The 22452-nt window shown below is 36.4% G+C and carries 16 protein-coding genes; 14 read left to right on the top strand and 2 right to left on the bottom strand.

Going from position 1 to position 22452, the window contains the following annotated elements; genetic code table 11:
• Positions 1 to 3 precede the first annotated feature (3 nt).
• The gene (locus tag MJG50_RS04380) at positions 4 to 4944 is read left to right on the top strand and encodes a DUF4132 domain-containing protein (RefSeq protein ID WP_240253084.1); all 4941 of its coding nucleotides are present in this window, start codon (positions 4 to 6) and stop codon (positions 4942 to 4944) included.
• A 281-nt stretch (positions 4945 to 5225) separates the two neighbouring features.
• Complete coding sequence (locus tag MJG50_RS04375; RefSeq protein WP_240253082.1) at positions 5226 to 5813, top strand: GNAT family N-acetyltransferase; 588 nt, start codon at positions 5226 to 5228, stop codon at positions 5811 to 5813.
• Positions 5814 to 5885: 72 nt separating this feature from the next.
• Here MJG50_RS04375 and MJG50_RS04370 read toward each other — a convergent pair whose 3' ends face one another.
• Positions 5886 to 6314, bottom strand: a complete 429-nt coding sequence (locus MJG50_RS04370) for a MarR family winged helix-turn-helix transcriptional regulator (RefSeq protein WP_240253080.1) — start codon at positions 6312 to 6314, stop codon at positions 5886 to 5888.
• Positions 6315 to 6513: 199 nt separating this feature from the next.
• Here MJG50_RS04370 and MJG50_RS04365 point away from each other — a divergent pair, with 199 nt between their 5' ends.
• The 12 genes from MJG50_RS04365 (at position 6514) to MJG50_RS04310 (ending at position 21426) form a co-directional block, all read left to right on the top strand.
• Positions 6514 to 7968: a DHA2 family efflux MFS transporter permease subunit gene (locus MJG50_RS04365; protein ID WP_240253078.1), complete on the top strand. Its 1455-nt coding sequence runs from the start codon at positions 6514 to 6516 to the stop codon at positions 7966 to 7968.
• 173 nt (positions 7969 to 8141) lie between these two features.
• Positions 8142 to 9146, top strand: coding sequence for a LacI family DNA-binding transcriptional regulator (locus MJG50_RS04360; RefSeq protein ID WP_240253076.1), 1005 nt, complete (start codon positions 8142 to 8144; stop codon positions 9144 to 9146).
• 255 nt (positions 9147 to 9401) lie between these two features.
• Positions 9402 to 11060 (top strand): ABC transporter substrate-binding protein, encoded by a 1659-nt coding sequence (locus MJG50_RS04355; protein WP_240253075.1) that lies wholly within the window; start codon positions 9402 to 9404, stop codon positions 11058 to 11060.
• Between the two features lie 68 nt (positions 11061 to 11128).
• Positions 11129 to 12115: an ABC transporter permease gene (locus MJG50_RS04350; RefSeq protein WP_240253072.1), complete on the top strand. Its 987-nt coding sequence runs from the start codon at positions 11129 to 11131 to the stop codon at positions 12113 to 12115.
• Positions 12115 to 13062, top strand: a complete 948-nt coding sequence (locus MJG50_RS04345) for an ABC transporter permease (protein ID WP_240253071.1) — start codon at positions 12115 to 12117, stop codon at positions 13060 to 13062. Before MJG50_RS04350 ends, MJG50_RS04345 begins: the two co-directional genes overlap by 1 nt.
• A complete protein-coding gene (locus MJG50_RS04340; protein ID WP_240253070.1) occupies positions 13037 to 14035 on the top strand; it encodes an ABC transporter ATP-binding protein in 999 nt (332 codons plus the stop codon). The genes MJG50_RS04345 and MJG50_RS04340 overlap by 26 nt, the downstream gene beginning before the upstream one ends.
• Positions 14028 to 15020 (top strand): ABC transporter ATP-binding protein, encoded by a 993-nt coding sequence (locus tag MJG50_RS04335; protein ID WP_240253068.1) that lies wholly within the window; start codon positions 14028 to 14030, stop codon positions 15018 to 15020. Before MJG50_RS04340 ends, MJG50_RS04335 begins: the two co-directional genes overlap by 8 nt.
• Positions 15021 to 15087: 67 nt before the next feature.
• Positions 15088 to 16422: a GH1 family beta-glucosidase gene (locus MJG50_RS04330; protein WP_240253066.1), complete on the top strand. Its 1335-nt coding sequence runs from the start codon at positions 15088 to 15090 to the stop codon at positions 16420 to 16422.
• A 48-nt stretch (positions 16423 to 16470) separates the two neighbouring features.
• Complete coding sequence (locus MJG50_RS04325; RefSeq protein ID WP_275695504.1) at positions 16471 to 17808, top strand: glycoside hydrolase family 30 protein; 1338 nt, start codon at positions 16471 to 16473, stop codon at positions 17806 to 17808.
• Positions 17809 to 17954: 146 nt separating this feature from the next.
• Entirely contained in the window at positions 17955 to 18626 is a 672-nt protein-coding gene (locus MJG50_RS04320; RefSeq protein WP_240253063.1) for a YdeI/OmpD-associated family protein, read from the top strand.
• 223 nt (positions 18627 to 18849) lie between these two features.
• On the top strand, positions 18850 to 20004 hold the full coding sequence (locus MJG50_RS22085) for a winged helix-turn-helix domain-containing protein (RefSeq protein ID WP_275695503.1): 1155 nt from the start codon (positions 18850 to 18852) through the stop codon (positions 20002 to 20004).
• Between the two features lie 129 nt (positions 20005 to 20133).
• A complete protein-coding gene (locus MJG50_RS04310) occupies positions 20134 to 21426 on the top strand; it encodes an MFS transporter (RefSeq protein ID WP_240253062.1) in 1293 nt (430 codons plus the stop codon).
• Positions 21427 to 21677: 251 nt separating this feature from the next.
• On the opposite strand, the gene MJG50_RS04305 is transcribed toward MJG50_RS04310, so the two are convergent.
• Positions 21678 to 22172, bottom strand: coding sequence for a L,D-transpeptidase family protein (locus tag MJG50_RS04305; protein WP_240253061.1), 495 nt, complete (start codon positions 22170 to 22172; stop codon positions 21678 to 21680).
• Positions 22173 to 22452: the final 280 nt, after the last annotated feature.

The following is a 22452-nucleotide window of genomic DNA, read 5'->3' as shown; positions in this document are numbered from 1 at the left end:
TAGATGTACTACTACGAAAAAAGCAAAAAAGTAAAAAAATATGTTGAAAAGATTCATCTAAAGTCAGTTTTAACTATTGGGAGAAATAAAGAAATACTGGACGCCATTTTAAGTTGTCATAAAAGAAAGGGATATAGTGGAAAACAGGATAAGGTACTTTATGATACTTTATGGACAGAGAATACGGATGAACTTTCTTCAATATTTGGAGGTTCTGAATTTAAAGTGTTGGTAACACTTTTTGGCAATGAATGGGCTAGAAAGTTTAAGAAGATTTGGGATAACAGTCCAAATTATACATACCAACGTGGATATAGTAGACGTTCATTTCGGTCAAAAGCGTATGATGTGCTGTATTTAAATAGTGCAATCTCAAAACTGCATGGTATGTTTCACCTAGTGGCGGAGGAGTTTACTTATCAAAGATACTTTTCAGAGAAGAGTAATTACTTTTCAGGGAATCCGGTTCTTCCAGATTTATTAGCTTTAGAAATAGATGAGAACATTGAAGAGGTCATGAGTAGCATTGAGGATATTGTGTACGGGGATAACAATACAGGCCTAATCACCCGTGAAATAATTATGGGATTATTAATGAGCCGTAATGAAAAAGCACATAAGTGGGCAAGCGACTTACTCCTAGCTGCCAGGCTGCAAGAGGGTCTAAGGCAGACAATTGTTGAATGTATGGATGAAGGGTCTAAGGAAGGCTTTATGTATATGTTAAAAGTCATTCTTGATCATGATCTCGTTAGATATTCATCGATAGTTCGCGCACTAGATGTCTGGACAGGACTTGATATAACAGCTCAGAAACCAAACGTCATCAAGAAATGCTTAGAAACAGCTTATAGATGCCTTACAGAAAATGAGTATCAAACGGAATGCTTAAAAAGCAATGATACGATGTTGATCTATATGGCATTATGGTCAATTGCATTTGACGATGTAGCATTGGTTGAAGGTAAGCTTTTAGAATTGATGGCAGCACCTGAAAAATATAAGCGGTTAGTGGCACTATATTTTTTAAGACAAATTCAGATTCCGCGACTTCAACACGGATTTGCAATACCACTTTTAGATGATCCTGATCTAGAAGTACAAGGCTGGGCACTTAAGAATCTTTTTAGTGATGAAAGTTATTATTCAATTCGAACAGAACACCGTAGCGGACTCACAAAATATCAAGGAATTGAAGGGGCTTGCAGCTCTGAGGAACTGTTCGAAAAACTTAAGAATATGCTCGGCAAAATGACTAAAAAGGAAAGGGTTTTTACTGAGAGTGTTTTTCCATGGTGCCAAATTGCTATAACACGTGATGATATTCTTGTAAAAATGATGCTTACATTTGCAGACAAACCGTCAGCAGAAAAAATTGATGAAATGTTGGATTATATCAATAATATGAGTGCTGATACACGCTCAGTATTTCTTACAGGCTTTTTAAAAAATCCGAGTACAATAAAACAAAAGCTTGCCCTAATTGAATTTTTAGGAGATAAGAGCTCCTATGTTCGTTCTGATGCATTGAAATTTGTTAAGAAGCTTGCTCTGACTTCAGAGGATTACAAAATCATTGAAGATTTACTACGGTTTAAAGCAGGGGATTTGCGGAAAAATGCGATTTCTATTTTGCTAAAGCAGCCTCAAGAAGAGCTACTAGGCAGTGTGCAACGATTGATTCAGGCAAAGAATGAAAATAAACAGCTAGCAGCCCTTGATATGCTTGCAACGATTGAAGGGAATCCTAAAAATGAAAAAATCATCGAAGAGTGCAGACAACTAGCAGTTTCTCTTTCGGAAACTTCACAAACTGCAAAAGTATTGGTCGAAAAAATAACTGAAAACGACAGGGCAATCTTTTCGAAAGAGGAAGGATTTGGACTCTTTGATCTGAACAAACAAATACCTTTACCTAATATCCAAGTACCAACTGGATTTTCTAGTAAACAAATACTATCTTCATCGATTCAGGATATTAAAAAGATTTTGCAGGCTTATAGTAATCTTGTAGAAGAATACCGTGAATACGAGTATGAGACTGAAGGCTGGGACGGTAGACTTGAGAAAGTAATTCTTGGTGGTGAGTATAATATTCGACCTCAAAGAAGACGCACTGATCGAGAGAAAGCTTTTACATTAGAGGATTATCCGCTCCCGGAGGTATGGAGGGAAGCTGCTGCTGAACATCAACTTTCGACTATAAAGCTGCTAGAAATACTATTCTATTATAATGATGACTATATGTATCGTTCAAAAAAGGATTGGTATGTCAAATTAGTAGCAGGGCTTCTTCCGATAAAGGACAAAGAATTTAAGGAGTTTACGAAGAAGTTACCTTACTCCAATCATATTCAAACTGTGTTTGAAGCATTATTAAATGAGTGTCCAAGAACAGAAGTGTTTCAAATTTGCCGGGATATGGTCCGATTTATTTTTAATCAGATTCCAGTAGAACGTTTTGCTGTGGATTACGAAAATCGAAACAAATCAACACATTATTATAATAGACATTCATCTACGCTAGTAAATGCCAATGCGATTTCTTTTTGGTATGACAATATGCGGAAATTTAGCAGCGAAGTTGATGAGGATTTCCAAGATGTATTCCAAATCGGCTATGCCTTGTATAAAGCATCAGGCTTTGTAGCTCATACTTGCATTCAATTAGCAGATTTTGATCGGGCATATAAGCTTGGCCTTGTCGATGAGAACGAACTTTACACAGAGTTAAGTGGGAGACCATTAAGCCCTGATAACTTACGAATGTTAACCGATTATGATTTTTATTATCACAAGACCGTTACTGATTGTCAGAAACTGAAAGAGGTTTGTAAGGACGTAGTTGACCGGATCGTTACTATCGAGCTTAAGAGAGGAGATATGGCAACGGAGGTTAGCCATCTAGCTTCTAATATTTATAGGCTCTCAGGTACAAAATTCTTTGTAGATATACTCATAGGTGCTGGAAAGGATACGTATGTCCGTGGTTATAATTTTGTAGGTGGCGATAGCACGAAAAAAGAGATTTTTAGCCATTTGCTGAAAAACTGTTACCCAGCAGAGGATGAGGATGAGAAGACACTCAAAGAATTGATAGGCAAAAGGAAGGTGACAGATAAGCAGCTAATTGAGGCAGCGATGTATTCCCCGCAATGGTTGGATATAGTAGAAAAGTATTTGAACTGGCCAGGGCTTAAGTCGACAGGTTGGTATTTCCATGCCCATATCAATGAAGCATTTTCGAATGATAAGCAAACCATTGTTGCTCGCTTTTCACCGATTTCTCCAGATGACTTTAAAGATGGTGCTTTTGATATTGACTGGTTTCATGAGTCTTATTCAATTCTGGGTGAAAAACGCTTTAATGTTGTTTACAATAGTGCAAAATATATCGCTGGGGGAGGATTGCATAAACGATCACAGCTTTTTACAGATGCGATGTTAGGTAAGCTCTCTCAGCAAGAAGCAGAAGAAATTATTAAGAATAAGAGAAATAAAGACTATGTGCTCTGCTATGGACTTATTCCCTTAAGCAAGGAGAGAATGGAAACCTTGCATAGATATGAATTTCTAAATAATTTCCTGAAAGAGAGTAAGCAGTTTGGTGCTCAACGCCGGGCAAGTGAAGCAAAGGTCGTCTCCATTTCACTTGATAATTTGGCACGGAATGCTGGTTTCTCAGATACAAATCGCTTCACTTGGTCGATGGAGACAGAAAAAATACATGCTATTGAGCAATTTTTGAAGCCAGCAACTGTCGAGGCTGTTTCCGTGCATATTCAAATTGATGAACTGGGCAGAGCAAAGATTAAAGTTGAAAAAAGTGGAAAACAACTCAAAAGCATCCCATCTAAATTAAAAAATCATGAGTATGTGAAAGAAATAAAAGCTGTTCATAAATCCTTAAAAGAACAATATTCACGTGCACGGTACATGCTAGAAAAGGCGATGGAAGCAGGAGATGAATTTGTTACGAGTGAGCTTATAAGTCTTTCGGAGCATCCAGTAATCTATCCGTTATTACAGAACCTAGTCTTCAAATCTGGTACTCATTTAGGTTATTTTAAGGATGGGGCCCTTGTTGACACTGAAGATCAGACTTTACAATTAGGGCCAGAGGATGTATGCATCATTGCACATCCTGTTCACTTATATAAAACTGGTAAATGGGCAGCATTTCAGAAAGATATCTTTGAAAGAGAAATCATCCAACCTTTCAAGCAAGTATTTAGGGAGTTATATAGACCTAATGCAGATGAGCTTGCATCACTGACCGTCTCTGCAAGATATGATGGTCATCAAATTCAGCCAAGGAAGGCTGCAGCTCTTCTGAAAGGTAGAGGCTGGACGGTAAGCTATGATGAAGGACTGCAGAAAGTATATTATAAAGAGAATATCATTGCCCATATTTACGCAATGGCTGATTGGTATTCACCTGCTGATGTAGAGGCACCAACAATTGAAGGCGTCGAATTTTCGAGCAGAGAAACAGGGAAATTAGTACCATTTACAGATATTCCTGATATCGTTTTTTCAGAAATCATGAGGGATGTTGATTTAGTCGTCAGTGTTGCCCATGTTGGGGGCGTTGATCCGGAAGCAAGCCTATCTACAATTGAAATGAGAGCGGCTATTATGGGGGAACTGCTAAGGTTATTGAAGATAACGAATGTGGAGTTAAAAGGATCTCATGCGCTTATCGATGGAAAGCTTGGCGAATATACTGTCCATCTCGGAAGTGGTGTGGTTCACAAAATGGCGTCAGGAGCGGTTAATATACTACCTATTCACTCCCAGCATAGAGGGCGTATATTCCTGCCATTCATCGATGATGATCCGAAAACGGCTGAGATCACATCTAAGATCGTGATGCTTGCAGAAGATCATAAAATTAAAGATCCAACAGTATTAGTGCAGATTGCAAATAATGTGAATGTATAGACGGATATACAAACAAGATTTTATAAAAAATCATTTTAACTTATCAGAAAATTTGATATAGTATTAACTGTAATATAATAAACGGAAGAGGAGGGGATTAAAATGATAAATTTAAACTGCATACATGTAATCAATAAATACGGTGGCTCATTCCCCTTCAGTAAAGAATTTTAGATTTTTTAAAGATATAACTTACTAAGACCCTCGTGTTTACAAGAGGGTCTTTATTTATTGGGAAATGAGTCTCTCTGGAAAAATTTAAAATGAAAGAGGAGACGAATATGGAAATTAGAGAATATCGTTCAAGTGATGAAAAAGGTTGGGTACGTTGTAGGGTTTTATCATTTCTAGATACAGCATATTTCGATAATGTGCTAAGAGAGAAAGAAAGATATGAAAATCCTTCGATCGAATTAGTTGCAGTAAGTGAAGGTCAAATCATTGGATTGTTGGATATTGAATATGAAATTGAAGAAGGTACAGTTTGTTCAAGGGGAACAGGATTTGGCGGGATGATTTGGCATATTGCAGTACATCCCGATTTTCGTCGAAGAGGAATTGGCAAGCTTCTCTTAAAAAAAGCAGAACAAATTGCAAGGGAAAAGCAGTTAAATCGCCTTGAAGCATGGACAAGAGATGACAAATGGGTGAATAATTGGTATGAAAATAGTAGATTCCTTAAAGTAGATTCATATTTACACGTGTACTTGGATGGCGGGAAGGAGCATAATGAACATATTCAAAGTGAAGTACCTAATTTATTCCCCATTCATACATTTGCACATTATGTAGGTGAAGATAAAGAAAACATAAAACGGAAATTTAAACGAGTTCATGAATGCGTTTGTTATGAAAAAATATTGAACTAAATTGTTTAACATAAATCGATGAAAAAGACCTTCAAAGGTCTTTTTCTTTTAAGAATAATGTCCGATTTTAGATTATAGTCCCCAATCTGCTTGTAGTAGTACTTTCAAATATTTTAACTCCTTCTCACCAATCACCTTTGCAATCTTATTTTCGAGTGTTGCTTTTAATTCTTCGTTTTTACTGAAGCATTCTTCTCCAAGTGGCGTTAATTGGATGCACTTTTCTTTATTGTTATTTGTTACGTTCATCATTTCAACTAAGCCTTTTGACTCGAGCTTTTTAATAAATTTATGGGTTGCTTGTCGAGAGATGTCTACATTTTTGGACACGTACGAAAGGGTTGGTTTCTTTTTATATATTCTCGACATAATATACCATTCGGAATTTGAAATATAGATATCACTAGTGTCATTCCACAATTTTTCTGCAATTTTTCGTAATTGTCCGTGTCTCTCACTTATTAAATCGATTATATCTAAGTTATGGAAATCAGAATTCAATATTTTCACTCCCATCACCGTACTCGACACCAATATACATAAATTAACACAGGATGTCAACTAGGTTGACAAAGTGGAAGGTTTTAATGTATTATAATTTAGTCAACCAGGTTGACGATAGTGAGAGAGCTGACATGATTAATCAATCATAGGACGTGTAAGAGGTATCTTAGAAGTGAAATAGGAAAAGGAGAGTTATATGAGTACTCAGATTCAGGTGGAAAATCCCAAGACAATGGCCTCTATTTTAATGCTAGGTGCGTTTATTGGATTGTTTGGTGAAACAGCATTAAATATGGCATTAACAAATGTTATGGACGATTTTTCAATCAAGGCAGCCATTGCACAGTGGCTGACAACAGGATATTTATTAGTATTAGCAATTTTAGTGCCGATTTCAGCACTGTTAATGAGATGGTTTACGACAAGACAATTAGTTATAGGAGGACTTGTGATTTCACTAATGGGAGCTATTTTAGCAGCATTGTCTCCGAGTTTTTCTATTCTATTAGTTGGTAGATTGGTTCAAGCGATCGGAACAGGTCTTTTACTACCGGTCATGATGAATGTTCTTTTACTGATCTTCCCAGTTCATAAACGTGGTGTTGTCATGGGGATTATGGGTCTTGTTATTACACTAGGTCCAGCCTTAGGTCCAACACTTTCAGGCGTGATTATTAGTTCATTAGGGTGGAATTATATTTTTTGGATTAGTGCAATTTTCTATGTGTTATTGACACTATTTGCAGTAGCTAAGATTGCTAATGTTTCAGATATTACAAAACCAGCTATCGATGTACTGTCGATTCTTTTATCAACAATCGGATTTGGTGGTTTAATATTTGCCTTAAGCACAATGGCAGAAGAAGCATTTTCATCACCAAAAGTATGGGCACCATTACTTGTAGGGGTTATCGCACTTATTTTATTTGGGGTTCGACAAATGACAACGACTCAGCCAATGGTTAATTTGCGAGTCTTCAAGTTTCCGATGTTCACATTAGGAACATTGATAATGTTTTTAAATATTTTAGTCGTTTTATCAACAGCTATTTTATTGCCACTTTATTTAAAAGGTGCTTTATTATTCAGTGCTGCAGTAGCTGGTTTATTAATGCTTCCAGGTAATGCAATTAATGTTATTATGGCACCAATTGTCGGATCACTATTTGATAAATTGGGGCCACGTCCTTTTGTCTTGATGGGATCTGTTTTTGTATTAATTGGGAATATTATGTTCATGTCAACGATATCAGCAACAACACCGTCTTGGCAAATTGTGGTAGCATTTATTGCTTTATTCTTTGGAATATCGATGGTAATGATGCCATCACAAACAAATGCCCTTAATCAATTGCCACGTGAATTATATGCTGACGGGTCAGCGGCAATGAATACTTTGAATCAAGTAGCTGGTGCTGCAGGGACAGCGATCGCCATTACATTGTTTACGGCTGGTCAAAGCAATTTTCTTATCGATTCTCCAAATGCTGCACAGCCAGAAGTATTAGCTGCCGGAGTAAAATATGCTTTCTACTTTATTACTGGTATCTCGGTAGTTACATTAATAGCCTCGTTATTTGTAAGAAAATCAGTCGATGTTAAGGAAAATGTAAAATCAACTGTGAAAACAGCAGAACCAGTTCGGAATTAGTAGAATTTTTATTTGTGAACAGAGGAAACCATTCGTCATGTAAGTATGTACGAATGGTTTCTTTTTATTCTCTAAAAATATTATTATTTTATTTGAAATTTCAGAAAAGTGTTGACAAATAAAAATGATGATTTTATATTAAAATGGAAAGCGCTTTTCGATAGGAGAATGACATGACAACGATATATGATATTGCTAAAAAAACTGGTTATTCGATCACGACTGTTTCTAAGGTATTAAATAATTATGAGAATGTGAGCGAAAAAGCAAAACAGAAAGTGTTGGCTGTAGTAGAAGAAGTAGGTTATACACCTAACTCGTCGGCAAGAACATTAGCAACTAATAAGTCCTGGATGATTGGTGTGGTGTTTGCTGAACATTTAGATGTAGGTGTGGCCCATCCGTTTTTTAGTGAGGTAATCGAAAGCTTTAAAAAGCATATGGAATTATATAATTATGACTTATTATTTGTCCCCCGAAACATGGGTTTGAAGGAGGATACATATAAGCACCTTAAGCGTCGTGGTGTTGATGGTGTTGTGGTTATTCAATCATTAGGTGAGGAAACACTAGATTTTGCAGAATTTAATATGCCAACAGTATTCATCGATATGCCAGAAAAAGGCGCTAATGCTGTCGTAAGTGATAATAAAAAAGGCAGTGAGCTAGCGGTTGATTATTTATATGGATTAGGTCATAGGAAAATAGCTCATATTTCAGGAGCACAGACAATGTTTACAGCGGTGGAACGTACAAATGGCTTTCAGATGGCTATTAAGAAATATGGGTTGAATATTCCGAGCAGCTATATTGTTGATGGAGGGTATTACTCATACGAGGGTGGTCGTGAGGCGATGCTACGATTATTATCACTTCCAGAGCAGCCCACAGCTGTTTTCGTATCTGGAGATGAAATGGCAGTAGGTGCAATGAAAGTCATAAAAGAAGAAGGACTTAGGGTACCTGAAGATATTTCAATTATAGGTTTTGATGATATCCCATTAGCGAAACATATTGATCCCCCATTGACGACTATTAAGCAAGATAAGGAGTTAATAGGTCGTCAGTCAGCAGTATTGTTACTTGATGAGATTAATGGGGTTTTAAAGAATCGTAATGGTAAGGTTATCCCTGTGCAGTTAATTAAAAGACATTCTTGTAGACGCGTAAAAGAATGATTAAAGGTGAAAACAGAAGAGATTGATTGGATTTCACTTTTTTTAGCACAAAAGTAAAGCGCTTTACTAGAAATAAATACCTGAAACATGAACATTACTATATTCATGAATTAGGCTATTAAAGGGGGTGATACATAGAATTTCGTATGTCTTTATTCATTACTTTGGAAGCGGTTGCAAAATCCGTCTGTTGTACGCATCTCTGATTAGTTACTTTTGGAACCTATTTTCCGGAAAGAAGAGAGGGATAGTAAAATGAATTTAAAAAAGAATGCATTGATTTTGTTTATTGCGGTCTTTTCTATCGTACTAGTACTGACAGGATGTTCAAACGAAAAGTCTTCTAAAAAAGAACCGGCTGATTCAAATGGCAAAGTAAAACCACTGATTGTAGGGCTATCACCCGCAGGACAATGGCAAGAAAACTTTAACCCATTCTCAACTACAGCGATGGGTGGAACAAATGGTTTGATTTATCAATCACTTTATTATTTTGATAATGTAAGTGGTGATGAGTACCCAATGCTGGCGACTGAATTTGAATGGACAAATGATAATACAACTTTAGTAACTAAACTCCGTGAAGAAGTGAAATGGTCAGATGGAGAATCATTCGATGCTGATGATGTACTATTTACATTTAATTTACTTAAGGAATATCCGGCATCAGATAATTCTGGAATTTGGGCTCAGGTAACATCTATTGAAAAACAGAGTGATTATTCAGTAGCCTTCAACTTTGATCAAGCTAACGTACCATTCCAAGATTATGTATTAGGGTCATTAATTGTTCCCGAACATATTTGGAAGGACCAAGGCGATCCTTCTAAAGCAAAAATTACAGATCCTATTGGAACTGGTCCATACTTATTAAAATCCTTTTCACCACAGCTATACACTATGGTAAAGAATCCCGATCACTATAATGCAGCTGAATATACTGTAGAAGAAATACAATTCCCAGCCTTTAGCGGAAATGATAGCGAACAACTCGCACTGTCTAAAGGTGAAATCGATTGGGCAGGTATTTTTATTCCAGATGCTGAAAATGTATTCGTCGCACAAGATCCCGATCATAATAACTTCTGGTTTCCAGCAAGTAATAACGTAACGCTGTATCCGAATTTAAAGAATGAGCTATTAAGTGATATTGCCGTTCGTAGAGCAATAAGCCTTGCAATCGATCGTCAAAAATTATCAGATCAAGCAGCATCTGGTTATGACCCACTACCAAGTACTACAGCCTTAATCCTTCCAAGAGACAAAGAGTGGATTGACCCTAGTATTCCTAATGATCAATTAAGTTACGAGTTAAATGTAGATAAAGCAGTTCAAACACTAGAAGATGCTGGCTATAAAAAAGGTGATGATGGAATCTTTGTGTCTCCAGATGGCAAGAAACTATCGTTCACTCTACAAACAGTATCAGGCTGGACTGACTGGGCAACAATGGCACAGTTGATATCCCAATCATTAACTGCCATGGGCATTGAAGTTATTGTAGATATGCCTGAATTTGCTACTTACTCAACAAATGTTCAAGGGGGAGAATATGATCTAGCAATTTCCTGGACAAATGCAGGGTCAACTCCATATCGCCAATATCAAGATATGCTGAACAGTAATGGTTCCTGGAATTTACAACAATGGAGTGATCCAAAAACAGACGAGGCTTTACAAACTTACCAAGGAACTACAGATAAGGAGAAACAATTGGAGGCAGTCTATTATCTCCAAAATGTTATGGTTGAGCATTTACCTACGATTCCATTAGTTAATGGTCCAGTCTGGTATGAGTACAGGACGGAAAATTGGGAAGGGTGGCCAACAGAAGAAAATCCATATGTAAATCCAGCACCATTTAACTGGCCAGCACCAGCCATTACCATTTCAAAATTAAAACCAGCTAACTAATAGTATGGAGGGAAAAGGAGTGGTTTCTTTTCCCTTCTTTCTAACAACTTTCAGACTGGGGGGAAATAATGCGTTATATAATTAATCGCTTCGGTTTTTTTTTCCTATCGTTATGGGCAGCCATTACTTTAAATTTTATCTTGCCACGCATGATGCCAGGAAATCCCGCAGATGCAATGTTTGCGAAATTTCAAGGGAGGTTGACTACAGCTGCATTAGACGCAATGAAGGAGGCTTACGGCATAGGGGAAGCTAGTTTATGGCAGCAATATATAGACTATCTTCAAGGGCTATTTACATTCAATTGGGGATTGTCATTTATGCAATATCCAACACCTGTTGGTGATATGATGCAAGCAAGTTTACCATGGACAATTGGCCTTGTTGGTATTTCTACATTGATTTCTGTTTTTCTCGGAACCGCATTAGGTGTTTATATATCCTGGAGAAGAAATGGATTTCTTGATAATACACTTCCTATAGTATCTATGGCTTTTCAGGCATTACCTTATTTTTGGGTTGCTTTGCTATTCGTATTTATTTTTGGATTTAAACTCGAATGGTTTCCAATGAATCATGGATATGATCCACTTCTAACACCAGGTTTTAACATGGACTTTATATTAAGTGTATTAAATCATGCTTTTTTACCTGGTATTACATTGCTGCTTGGAGGATTAAGTGGCTGGATTGTAGGAATGCGCAATAATATGATTTATACACTCGATGAGGATTATGTAACATTTGCAGAGGCAAAAGGTGTAAAGACATCACGGCTTATGTTTTCGTATGCAGCAAGAAATGCTATTCTACCTCAATTAACAAGCTTTGCAATTGCAATGGGGAATGTAGTTAGCGGATCAATCCTAACAGAACAGGTATTTTCATATCCAGGGATTGGCAATCAGTTAACAAATGCTGTTCGATCGCAGGATTTCCCTATGATTCAATCCTCGTTTCTTCTAATTGCTATTGCTGTCCTTGTTGCTAACTTAATTGTTGACTTATTATACAGTCGTTTGGATCCAAGGATTCGTGCAGGGAGGATTGAATAGTGAAAACTGAACTATCAACATCATCTGATTATAATAAGAAAACTATAAGATCAAATACCTTATGGAGAATACTAGCTGTATTTAAACCATTTTTCACCAATGTGAAATCAACAACGGGTTTCGTCATCTTTATTATTTTCCTAATAACTGCAGTCTTCGCACCATGGATTGCACCATATTCACCATCTGCAGCAATTTATCAACCAAATTTAGCTCCCACAGCTGATCATTGGCTTGGAACTACGAATATAGGTCAAGATATATACTCCCAATTCATTTTTAGTGCTCGAACTACAATGGTTGTAGGATTTGGAGCAGGTATTCTTACCACAATAATAGGGTTGCTAGTCGGAGTTGTGAGTGGATATCGGGGTGGATGGACTGATTCAATCCTGGGCTTTTTTACAAACCTTTTTCTAGTAATGCCTGGTTTAGCGTTATTGATTGTTATTCAGGCTTACTTAAAAGCATCCTCACCATTGGTAACCGGTTTGATTATTGCTTTAACAGGATGGGCATGGGGTGCGCGTGTGTTCCGTTCTCAAACGATGACATTAGCGAACCGCGATTTTATATCAGCAGCCAAAATGTCAGGAATGTCTTCATTCCGAATAATGGTTACACAAATATGTCCCAATATGATGTCCATTATAGCAGGCAATATTATGTTTGCGACCTTGGGAGCAATTTTAGCGGAAGCAGGTTTGGCTTTCCTTGGTTTCCAAGATATCAACTCGATTAGTTGGGGAACGATGCTCTACTGGGCAAGTAATAATAGTGCAATGCTAAGGGGTGTTTGGTGGTGGTTTATCCCTCCAGGATTAGGTATCGGTTTAGTTGGACTGAGCTTAGTGCTTATGAACTTTGCGGTTGATCAGATTACCAATCCTCGCCTCAAGAGGCAAAAAAGGAGGAGGAAACATGGAAGAAAAGCTGCCCGTGCTTGAACTTGAAAATGTTTCAGTTGGTTATGATTCGCCAGCAGGGATGGTTCAAGCCGTTAATGATGTCTCACTAAAAATCTATGAAAATACGATTGTAGGATTAATTGGGGAGTCTGGATCTGGTAAATCTACACTGGGTAATGCGATTATTCGACTTTTAAAAAATAATGCCATGTTAACAAATGGAAAAATTAAGATAATGGGGCAAGATGTATACAGCTTGAATAAAAAGGAACTACGTAAGTTTCGTTGGAGTCAAATGTCAATGGTTTTTCAAAGTGCCATGAATGCACTAAATCCAGTATTAACGATTGAGGCTCAAATCGTTGATGTATTCTTGAGTCATCACAAAAAAATGACGTTGAAAGAAGCGAAAGTAAAAGCGAAAGAGTTATTTGAAATTGTAAGTATCGACCCAACTCATTTGAATAGTTATCCACATGAATTATCTGGCGGAATGAGACAAAGGGTTGTCATCGCGATTGCGATTGCACTTGATCCAAAATTAGTTATTATGGACGAACCAACAACTGCATTAGATGTTGTTGTACAGCGTTCTATTTTAGATAAGATCAAAGAGATTCAAAAGGTAAAGAAGTTTGCTATTTTATTTATCAGTCATGATTTTAGTTTAGTAACCGAACTTGCTTCAAAGGTTGCGATTATGTATGCAGGTAGATTTATAGAAGTAACAGATAGTCAATCCCTTAGTCATAAGGATAAACACCATCCATATACGAAAGGACTTATTAATGCAATTCCTCAACTGACTGCAGATGAGGTGATTATTGAAGGGATACCTGGTAATCCTCCAAATCTTATAGATTTGCCAAGTGGATGTTCCTTCCATCCAAGATGTCCATATGCTAATGATCGGTGCAAGACAGAGCAACCAGCAGGAAGTAAGGTGGGAAATAGATATATTGAGTGTCATCTTTATGACATGGTTGGAGAAGAGGTGACAATTCATGAATAATGAAGTCATGCTAGCAACCTCTTTATTAGTAGAAGTAAAAGATTTAGTAATAAAGTTTCCGGTTCGTGGGAATAAAGGGAAAAAGTTTATCACACCTGTTGATAAGGTTAGTCTAGAAATAAATAAAGGTGAGGTCTTGGCATTAGTAGGGGAATCAGGAAGTGGAAAAACAACAATTGGAAGAGCTTTGGTACGCCTGCTTAATCCTACAGAAGGTGAGATACTCGTTGCTGGTAATAGGATAAATGATATTAAAGGCAAAGAACTTCAGAGTTATAGACAAGTAGCACAAATGATTTTTCAAGATCCATTTGGTTCTTTGAATCCAGTTAAAACAATCGAAAGTCATGTAAAATTCCCTTTGCGAAAGCATCAGGGTTTTAAGGGAGAAGTGTTAGATCAAAAAATTACTGAATTACTCCTTCAAGTTGGTCTAACGCCTGTCAATGAAATTCGAAAAAAGTATCCACATGAACTATCAGGTGGGCAGAGGCAACGTCTCGCTATTGCACGTGCTTTGGCAGTTAATCCACAATTCATTGTGGCAGATGAACCTACATCAATGCTGGATGTTTCTATACGAGCTGGAATTCTGCAACTAATGAACGAATTAAAAAGAGATTTAGGATTATCTTATTTATACATTACACATGATTTAGCTTCTGCACGTTATTTTGGGGATAGAATCATGGTTTTGTATGGTGGAAAGGTGATGGAAGTTGCTGAATCAAAAGAAATAATAAAAAGACCTTTAAATCCGTACACTCAATTATTACTTTCAGCAACACCCGGTAGTGCATCGCAAATCGATTTAACAAATATGAAGAATGAACCACCTGATCTATCAGATGGAAGAAAAGGTTGTCCTTTTGCCCATCGATGTCCGTTGGCAACATATATTTGTAAAGAGATAATCCCGTCCTTAGACCAAGTGAAAGAAGGACATTATGTAGCTTGTCACCATATTGGATCAGAATTAGCTTGAGTTATAACTTTATTATTCTTACTTAAGAGAAACGGATTGAAGAGAAAATCTATAGGAGGATTAAACATTGAGAAAATTTGGAGAGTCATTTGTTTTTGGAACAGCTACCTCTTCGTATCAAGTGGAAGGCGGGGCATTTCAAGATGGCCGTACACCATCCATTTGGGATACATTCGCTAATATACCTGGAAAGGTGTTTCAAGGGAATAACGGTGCAGTAGCCTGTGATCATTATCATTTATACAAAGAAGATATTCAAATTATCAAAAATCTTGGTGTAGAAAGCTACCGCTTTTCGATTGCGTGGCCTAGAATCTTTCCGGAGGAAGGTATCTATAATGAGTCTGGAATGAAGTTTTATAAGAATCTAATCTCTGAGCTGAAAGCAAATAATATTAAACCAGTGGGCACACTTTACCATTGGGATCTTCCACAATGGGCACAAGATCAAGGTGGGTGGGCTTCACGTAAATCATTAGACTGGTTCCGAGAGTATGCTAAAAAAGTATTTGAAGAACTAGATGGTCAAGTAGATAGTTGGATTACACAGAATGAACCTTGGTGTGCGGCATTCCTTGGATACCATCAAGGAGTACATGCACCTGGTCACAGAAACATGGAAGAAGCTTTAAAAGCAGCGCACCATATTTTATTATCCCACGGGCAAACAGTGAAGCTTTTAAAAGAAGAGTTTCAATCATCCACACCTATTGGTATCACATTAAATTTAACTCCATTTTATTCAGCTAGTAACAGCTACAATGATAAAATTGCAAAAAATAATGCAGAGGGTTATACAAATCGGTGGTTTTTAGATCCTATTTTTAAAGGATGCTATCCTGTTGATATGATTAATCTCTTTTCAAAATATGTTCATGATTTTTCGTTTATCCTTGATGAAGACCTTGACACTATTTCAGTTGAATGTGACTTTTTTGGGGTTAATTATTATAGCAGGGGTTTGGTGGAATTTAATAGCGCAAGTGATTTTCTATTTGGGTATGCTCACTCTGAATATGATAAGACCAGCATGGGCTGGGATGTATCACCTAAAGAATTTCAAGAGCTTATCCACTACCTGCGTGCAAATTACACAGACTTACCTATCGTTATCACTGAAAATGGTGCATCTTATCCTGACCAATTGATGCCAGATGGAAGTGTTCATGATAGTGAGCGGACTAGTTATATCCAACAACATTTACAAGCGATTGCCGAATTAAATGATGAAGGAATGAATATTTCTGGCTATTTTGTTTGGTCTCTATTGGATAATTTTGAATGGGCTTTTGGTTATAATAAACGATTTGGCATCGTTTACGTTGATTTTGAAACACAAAAGCGAACACTAAAAGATAGTGCAAAATTCTACCGTGATGTGGTTATGGCTAGAGAAGTATAAATGAGTTGAATATCAAAATAGTAAACTATTTTTAACAGGAGATGAATAATGGTGACAAAAGAGGTGAAAGTTATTCAGTCGGTTAAGGAGACGAATGTCTTTTGGCAGGAGTCATCCCTTACATTTGATAAGAAACAAGCCAACAATGCAGATGTAATGGTTAACCCATCGGAAACATTTCAAACCTGGTTAGGATTTGGTGGTGCGATAACTGAATCATCCGCATATAACTTAAATCTAGTATCACAAAAGCATCGTGAAGAAATTATTACTGCTTATTATGATCCAGATAATGGTCTAGGCTATAACTTGGGGCGTGTCCATATTAACAGCAGTGACTTCTCACTTGGTAATTATGATTATGTGGACTATATGGACGAAACACTTGCTAGCTTTTCGATTGAACATGAAGAAAAATATGTATTGCCACTTCTTCATGATATAGAAAAGGTTGCAGGGAAGCCGTTGAAGCTAATGGCATCTCCTTGGAGTCCACCATCATGGATGAAAACAAATAATGAAATGAACCACGGTGGTAAGCTGAAGAGGGAATACGATTCATTATGGTCGAAGTATTTTGTTAAGTATATCGAAGCGATGAATGAAAAAGGGATTTCAATATGGGCTGTTTCTATTCAAAATGAGCCAGAAGCTAAGCAAGTATGGGATTCTTGTTTATATAGCGCTGAGGAGGAGCGGGATTTTGTTAGGGATCATTTAGGGCCAACGCTAGCTGAAGCGAATCTAGATCAAGTGAAGATTATTATCTGGGATCATAATCGCGATATTATAGTAGAGAGAGCTAGTGTGGTGTTAAACGACCCGGAAGCATCCAAATATGTATGGGGAATTGGCAACCATTGGTACATATCTGAGGAATTTGAAAATCTTACTAAAGTGCATGAATTATTCCCGGATAAGCACTTACTTTTTACTGAAGGCTGTATTGAAGGAGGAGTAAAGCTTGGTGAGTGGCATACGGGTGAGCGCTATGCCAGAAATATAATCGGGGATATAAATAACTGGCTTGAAGGCTTCATTGATTGGAATATTGTCTTAGATGAACAGGGCGGACCAAACCATGTCGGTAATTATTGTGACGCTCCAGTCATTATCGATTCAAAAAAAGATATTGTTCATTATAATAGCTCTTTCTATTTTATTGGACATTTTAGTAAGTATATTCAAGTGGGGGCAAAACGCATAGCCGTCTCTGTAAACAATGTGAAGCTTGCCGCGACGGGATTCAATAACCCAGATGGATCAAATGTTATCATTATATTAAATGAAACCGATAATAGACAGAATTTCACACTTAGTATTGATGAAGAATTTGGTGAGATTGATGTACCTGCCCATTCAATTACAACATTTATTGTTAATTGACTAAATTTCATAGGGGGAGGAGGGAGAAATATAGCCCTCCTCTTATTTTGATTGAAAGTACTTATCTTCACTCTTCTATTGGGATTAGGTCCTTTATTTGTGATACTATAATGATAAAATCAATCGTATAGTATGGAGGTCTTTCTATGCCAACTAAGACAATAATTGAGAAATTAAATCTACAAAAATACCCTGCAAAACTTATTATACAGACCCCCGAAGAAATTAATGATTTTAATGAATTAGAGTATGACGTTTCAATTAAAAATGAAAAATACGATCTTATTTTTACTTTTGTCTTTCAATTAGACGAATTAAAGGAACAGTTACAATCTATTATTGATAAACAATTGCTGACCGATAAAGGGTATTTATATTTTGCTTATCCCAAAAAGGGTAATAAAAAATACAAGGAATATATCGAGCGTGATAGTATTTTTCCAGCTTTACAGGTCAATGAGGAAGGATATGCGTTAGGTAGCGATATTAAATTTGCAAGAATGGTTAGCTTGAATGATGATTTCACGGTTATTGGCCTAAGGCCAGCACCAAAGAAGGCGAAGAAAGGTAGTGCGAAGCCTAGTCAATGTGTTGATGACTATATTGCAAATGTTGAAGATATTAAGCAATATCTGAGTAAGAATGATGATCTATTAAACATATACGAGCAATTAACATTTGGTTACCAAAAGGATTGGGCGCGATATGTGTACAGTGCAAAAAGGAAAGAAACACAGGAAAAACGCCTGCTAGAAATGGAAGTTGTACTGGCTGAGGGATATAAGACAATGGATTTATATCGGAGAGATAAGAAATAGCAGTCTATTATAATTTTTAAATGCGATTCTTCAGTAATGAAGATCGCTTTTTTGACGGATAAGAAAGTATAAACTTTCTTATCCGAATAAGTGCAACTACGGCTCTGCTGTCGCCGAGTTTTCTTTATAATATTCAAATGCAGGTAAATTCAATTCAGATAGCGAATATATTTGAAGAAATTTTAATTTTGCCTACCTAATAAGTGGAATAGGGAGATAAACAATGGCTCAACTACTATTTACATTGACTGAATATGCAGTGAAATTCAAGGGTGAACAAATCAACTTATTACGTAAGGAGTATTTTCTGCTTCAATACCTCTATGAGAATGCAAATCAAGCATTTTCCCGTGAGCAGCTCTTAAATTCAGTTTGGTCCATGGAATCACCTTCTGATCGAACGGTAGACGATCATATTTATCGGTTGAGGAAAAAGCTTAAACCATGGTCAGCCGATTTTACTATTGAGACCGTTAAAGGTTATGGTTATCAAATGACTTATGATAAAAATGAAAATGAAATCGCTCCAATCAGCAAAGACGAGGAATTTCATCAATTAATGGAAGCCTTGATTAAAAAGTATCATCTTTATGGGCAAGGAGAAGCAATTGATACGTTCATTGAAAAGAAGTCATTAGGTATAGAACTACCAAAAGACTATGAGTCAATTATGGCTTATAAGAAAGGTGATTTTTGGTGGTTTATTCATGATAAGAAGATTCCAATGTCAGAAAAATTGTATTTTCTAATCGGGATTTTCCAAACAATATCAAGGGATTACAGCCAATCGATAACATATCTTAACAATGGAATAAATAGAAATGCATTCTCTAAGAATACTAGATATGAAGCAGAAACATTAGGACTATTATTTGCCTATGTTTTTAATCAGGAAGCCACTAGAGCAAGTCAATATATGAATAAACTCTCCGAGACGATAGCACCTGAGATTACAAATACAGATCACGGGTATTATCCCTTTTTAAAAAATATTAAAATGATTTTAGCACTCTATCAAAATGATGATGATGTTTTTGAAGAGCTTTGCAATCAAATGGATGAATTTTACATTAAAAAGCCATATCAACGTGAATTAGGAATTTTCACCATATTGAAAGGTTTGTTTTTGATTCGAAATGGTGAACAGAACCGTGGCAGATTAGAAACAGAAACTGGTTATGAGATCATAAGAAAAACGAATTTTAAATCACATCTCTTTCTAGCTTTAGATGTTTCTATGTTTTTATTAGAGCATACAGTAACGGACGATGTTACGTACAAAAGATTAAAAGAGAGAAGGGAAAAATTGAATAAAGAATATAACTTTCCTGAACTACTTTTAGAAGTGAAATATATATTACATAAGCATTTAGGTTGAAAATTTAAAAATTGGCTATTTGATATTCCTCTGATATTGGATCACTACTATGGAATTAACAAGAAGATTTAAAGAGATTAAAATCTTGAATTTCTTGTTGATTACTATAAGGAAAAGGTGATACCAATGTTGAAACGTATAATTAATCAGTCAAGCATCTGGAAAAATGGAATATTTATGAGAATGTTTGCATCATACTCGGTTTCAATGATGGGACATTATTTTGATATGATTGCCATTATGATTATTTTTGGTTATGTATGGCAAGCAGACCCTATTCTTATCGCATTAATTCCAGTGGCAATTGCATTACCACAGGCGATATTGGGTCAATTTTCAGGTGTCTTTGCTGATAGAGTGAATAAAGTCAAGCTAATGATGGTAGCCGATGTACTTACTTCCCTGTTAACTCTTCTATTATTTTTAGCATCAAATCCTTGGTGGGCACTGTTGATTATTTCGTTACGATCTATCGTCAATGTAGTTCATTTTCCAGCTCAACAAGGGCTAATTAAACTAGTTGTACCAGAGAATCAACTAGTAAAAGCAGCTTCATTAAATGGAATAGTGATGCAACTTTCAAAGATAATCGCTCCTTTTATTGGAGGAATTTTAGCTAGTGCAACTTCTCCCCAAATATGTATTCTAATCAATGCAATTGCTTTTTTTCTATCTTCATTAATTTTGTTAACTATTTTAGTACAAAAAAAGATTGAACTTTCACAAACGGTACAAGTACAAAGAGAAGGAGATGTACATCAACCGACATTTTGGCAATCTTGGAGAGAGGGCTGGGTGATTATCGTTGAACACCGTATTCTCTGGGTAAGTTTTCTTATATCATTCGTGGGATTACTCTTCATTCAAATGATAGATGTACAGTACACAACGTGGTTTCGTGAAATTGCCCCTAACAGACAAGAGATACTTGGTTGGCTTTTTGCAGCTTCAGGATTAGGAGCAGTAATGATGATGTTGTTTTTAAATCGCTATGAACATTTAAGAGGGTATGGTTGGTTATTGGGGGGAAGTCTTGTTTGTATTGGTATAGGCTTTGGTGGAGTCGGATTACTACAAATTGGATTTCAACTATGGCTGCCAATCGTATATGGAATTGTTGTTGGGATTGGTGTTGCGTTATATTCAATAGGGTTTCAATATATTATTCAGAAGCATACTTCAAAAGAAACTATTGGCCGTATATCTGGAATTAGCAACTCTATCGCAAGTTTTTGTGTTGTATTGGCTCCACTAATCGGTGGTTTCCTTGTTCAAAATTGGGGAGCAGGAACTATATTTATCAGTATAGGAATCATTTGTACGTTAATTGGCAGCTTGGCAATTTTATTTCAGAAACGATTATGGAAAGAGAAAGAAGCTGATTTTGAAAAAAATGTAGGTCATCTACAAAAAAATATGTAATTACGACCAAAGGAAACAGGAGCTAATGTAAAGGTTATTCAAAAACTAGGCTTCACCTATAAAGGTGGTATTGAAATAGACGAACAATTACACCACCATTACATTTTTTCAAAAAATAACTGGCAAAATAGGTAGGGTGTAGCATTTTACGAGAAGGGAAAATTGAACCTATATTTCAGCAAGCACAATTAGAAGACTAAATGAATACCAAAATTGTTGTAAAAAATGCAATTGTAAATGAGGAGATTAGCTTAAGGGTGAATAATAACAGGTGTTCCAATTGGAATTGTTCTTGCTAGTTCTTCTACATCTTTGTTGTGCATGCGAACACATCCGTGGGAGACTGCATGACCAATTGAACTTGGATTATTCGTCCCGTGAATTCCGTAATGTTCTTTTGAGAGGCTCATCCACATTGTGCCGAATGGTCCACCTGGGTTAGGAGCCTTATTGATTATAATATAATTCCCTGATGGTGTTGCCGTCAGCATCTTTCCAACAGCAATTGGGTACGGTTTTTGAAGAACATTGTTTTTAAATAGCTTTAGGATTCGGTTGTTTATGGATATTTCGATTTTATAAGGGATCGTATTTGTAGGTGGAAATCCTGGAATAGTAATGGGTTGGCCTGGATATATGACGTTCGGATTGATGGATGGATTCGCACGAAGAATTTCTGAAAGAGGAGTACGATAGTCTTTTGATATCTGGGTTAGGGTTTCGCCAGATTTAACAATATGGATCAATATACACACCTCCCGGATTAGTAATGAGTACCACATTATATGCACAAGTATGAGTAAATCTTACTCAATATTAGATTTTTTCCAATATACTCGTGCATTGAAATGAAGATAACCCTCTAAATCATACAAATAGCTGTTGGTATGAAGAGGGTATTTGCTATTTTAATGAAATACGGTCATTATTTCAGAAATACGGCTGTTATTTCAGAAATACGGTCGTTAATCTGCTATTGTACCTATATAGTAGACAGTTTTAGAGAAACAACCACTCTCAAATTAA

Source organism: Fredinandcohnia quinoae (assembly GCF_022427965.1).
GTDB lineage: Bacteria > Bacillota > Bacilli > Bacillales > Bacillaceae_L > Ferdinandcohnia > Ferdinandcohnia quinoae.
Note: the sequence above shows the minus strand (reverse complement) of the source record. Positions and strands in the feature narration are given on the sequence as shown.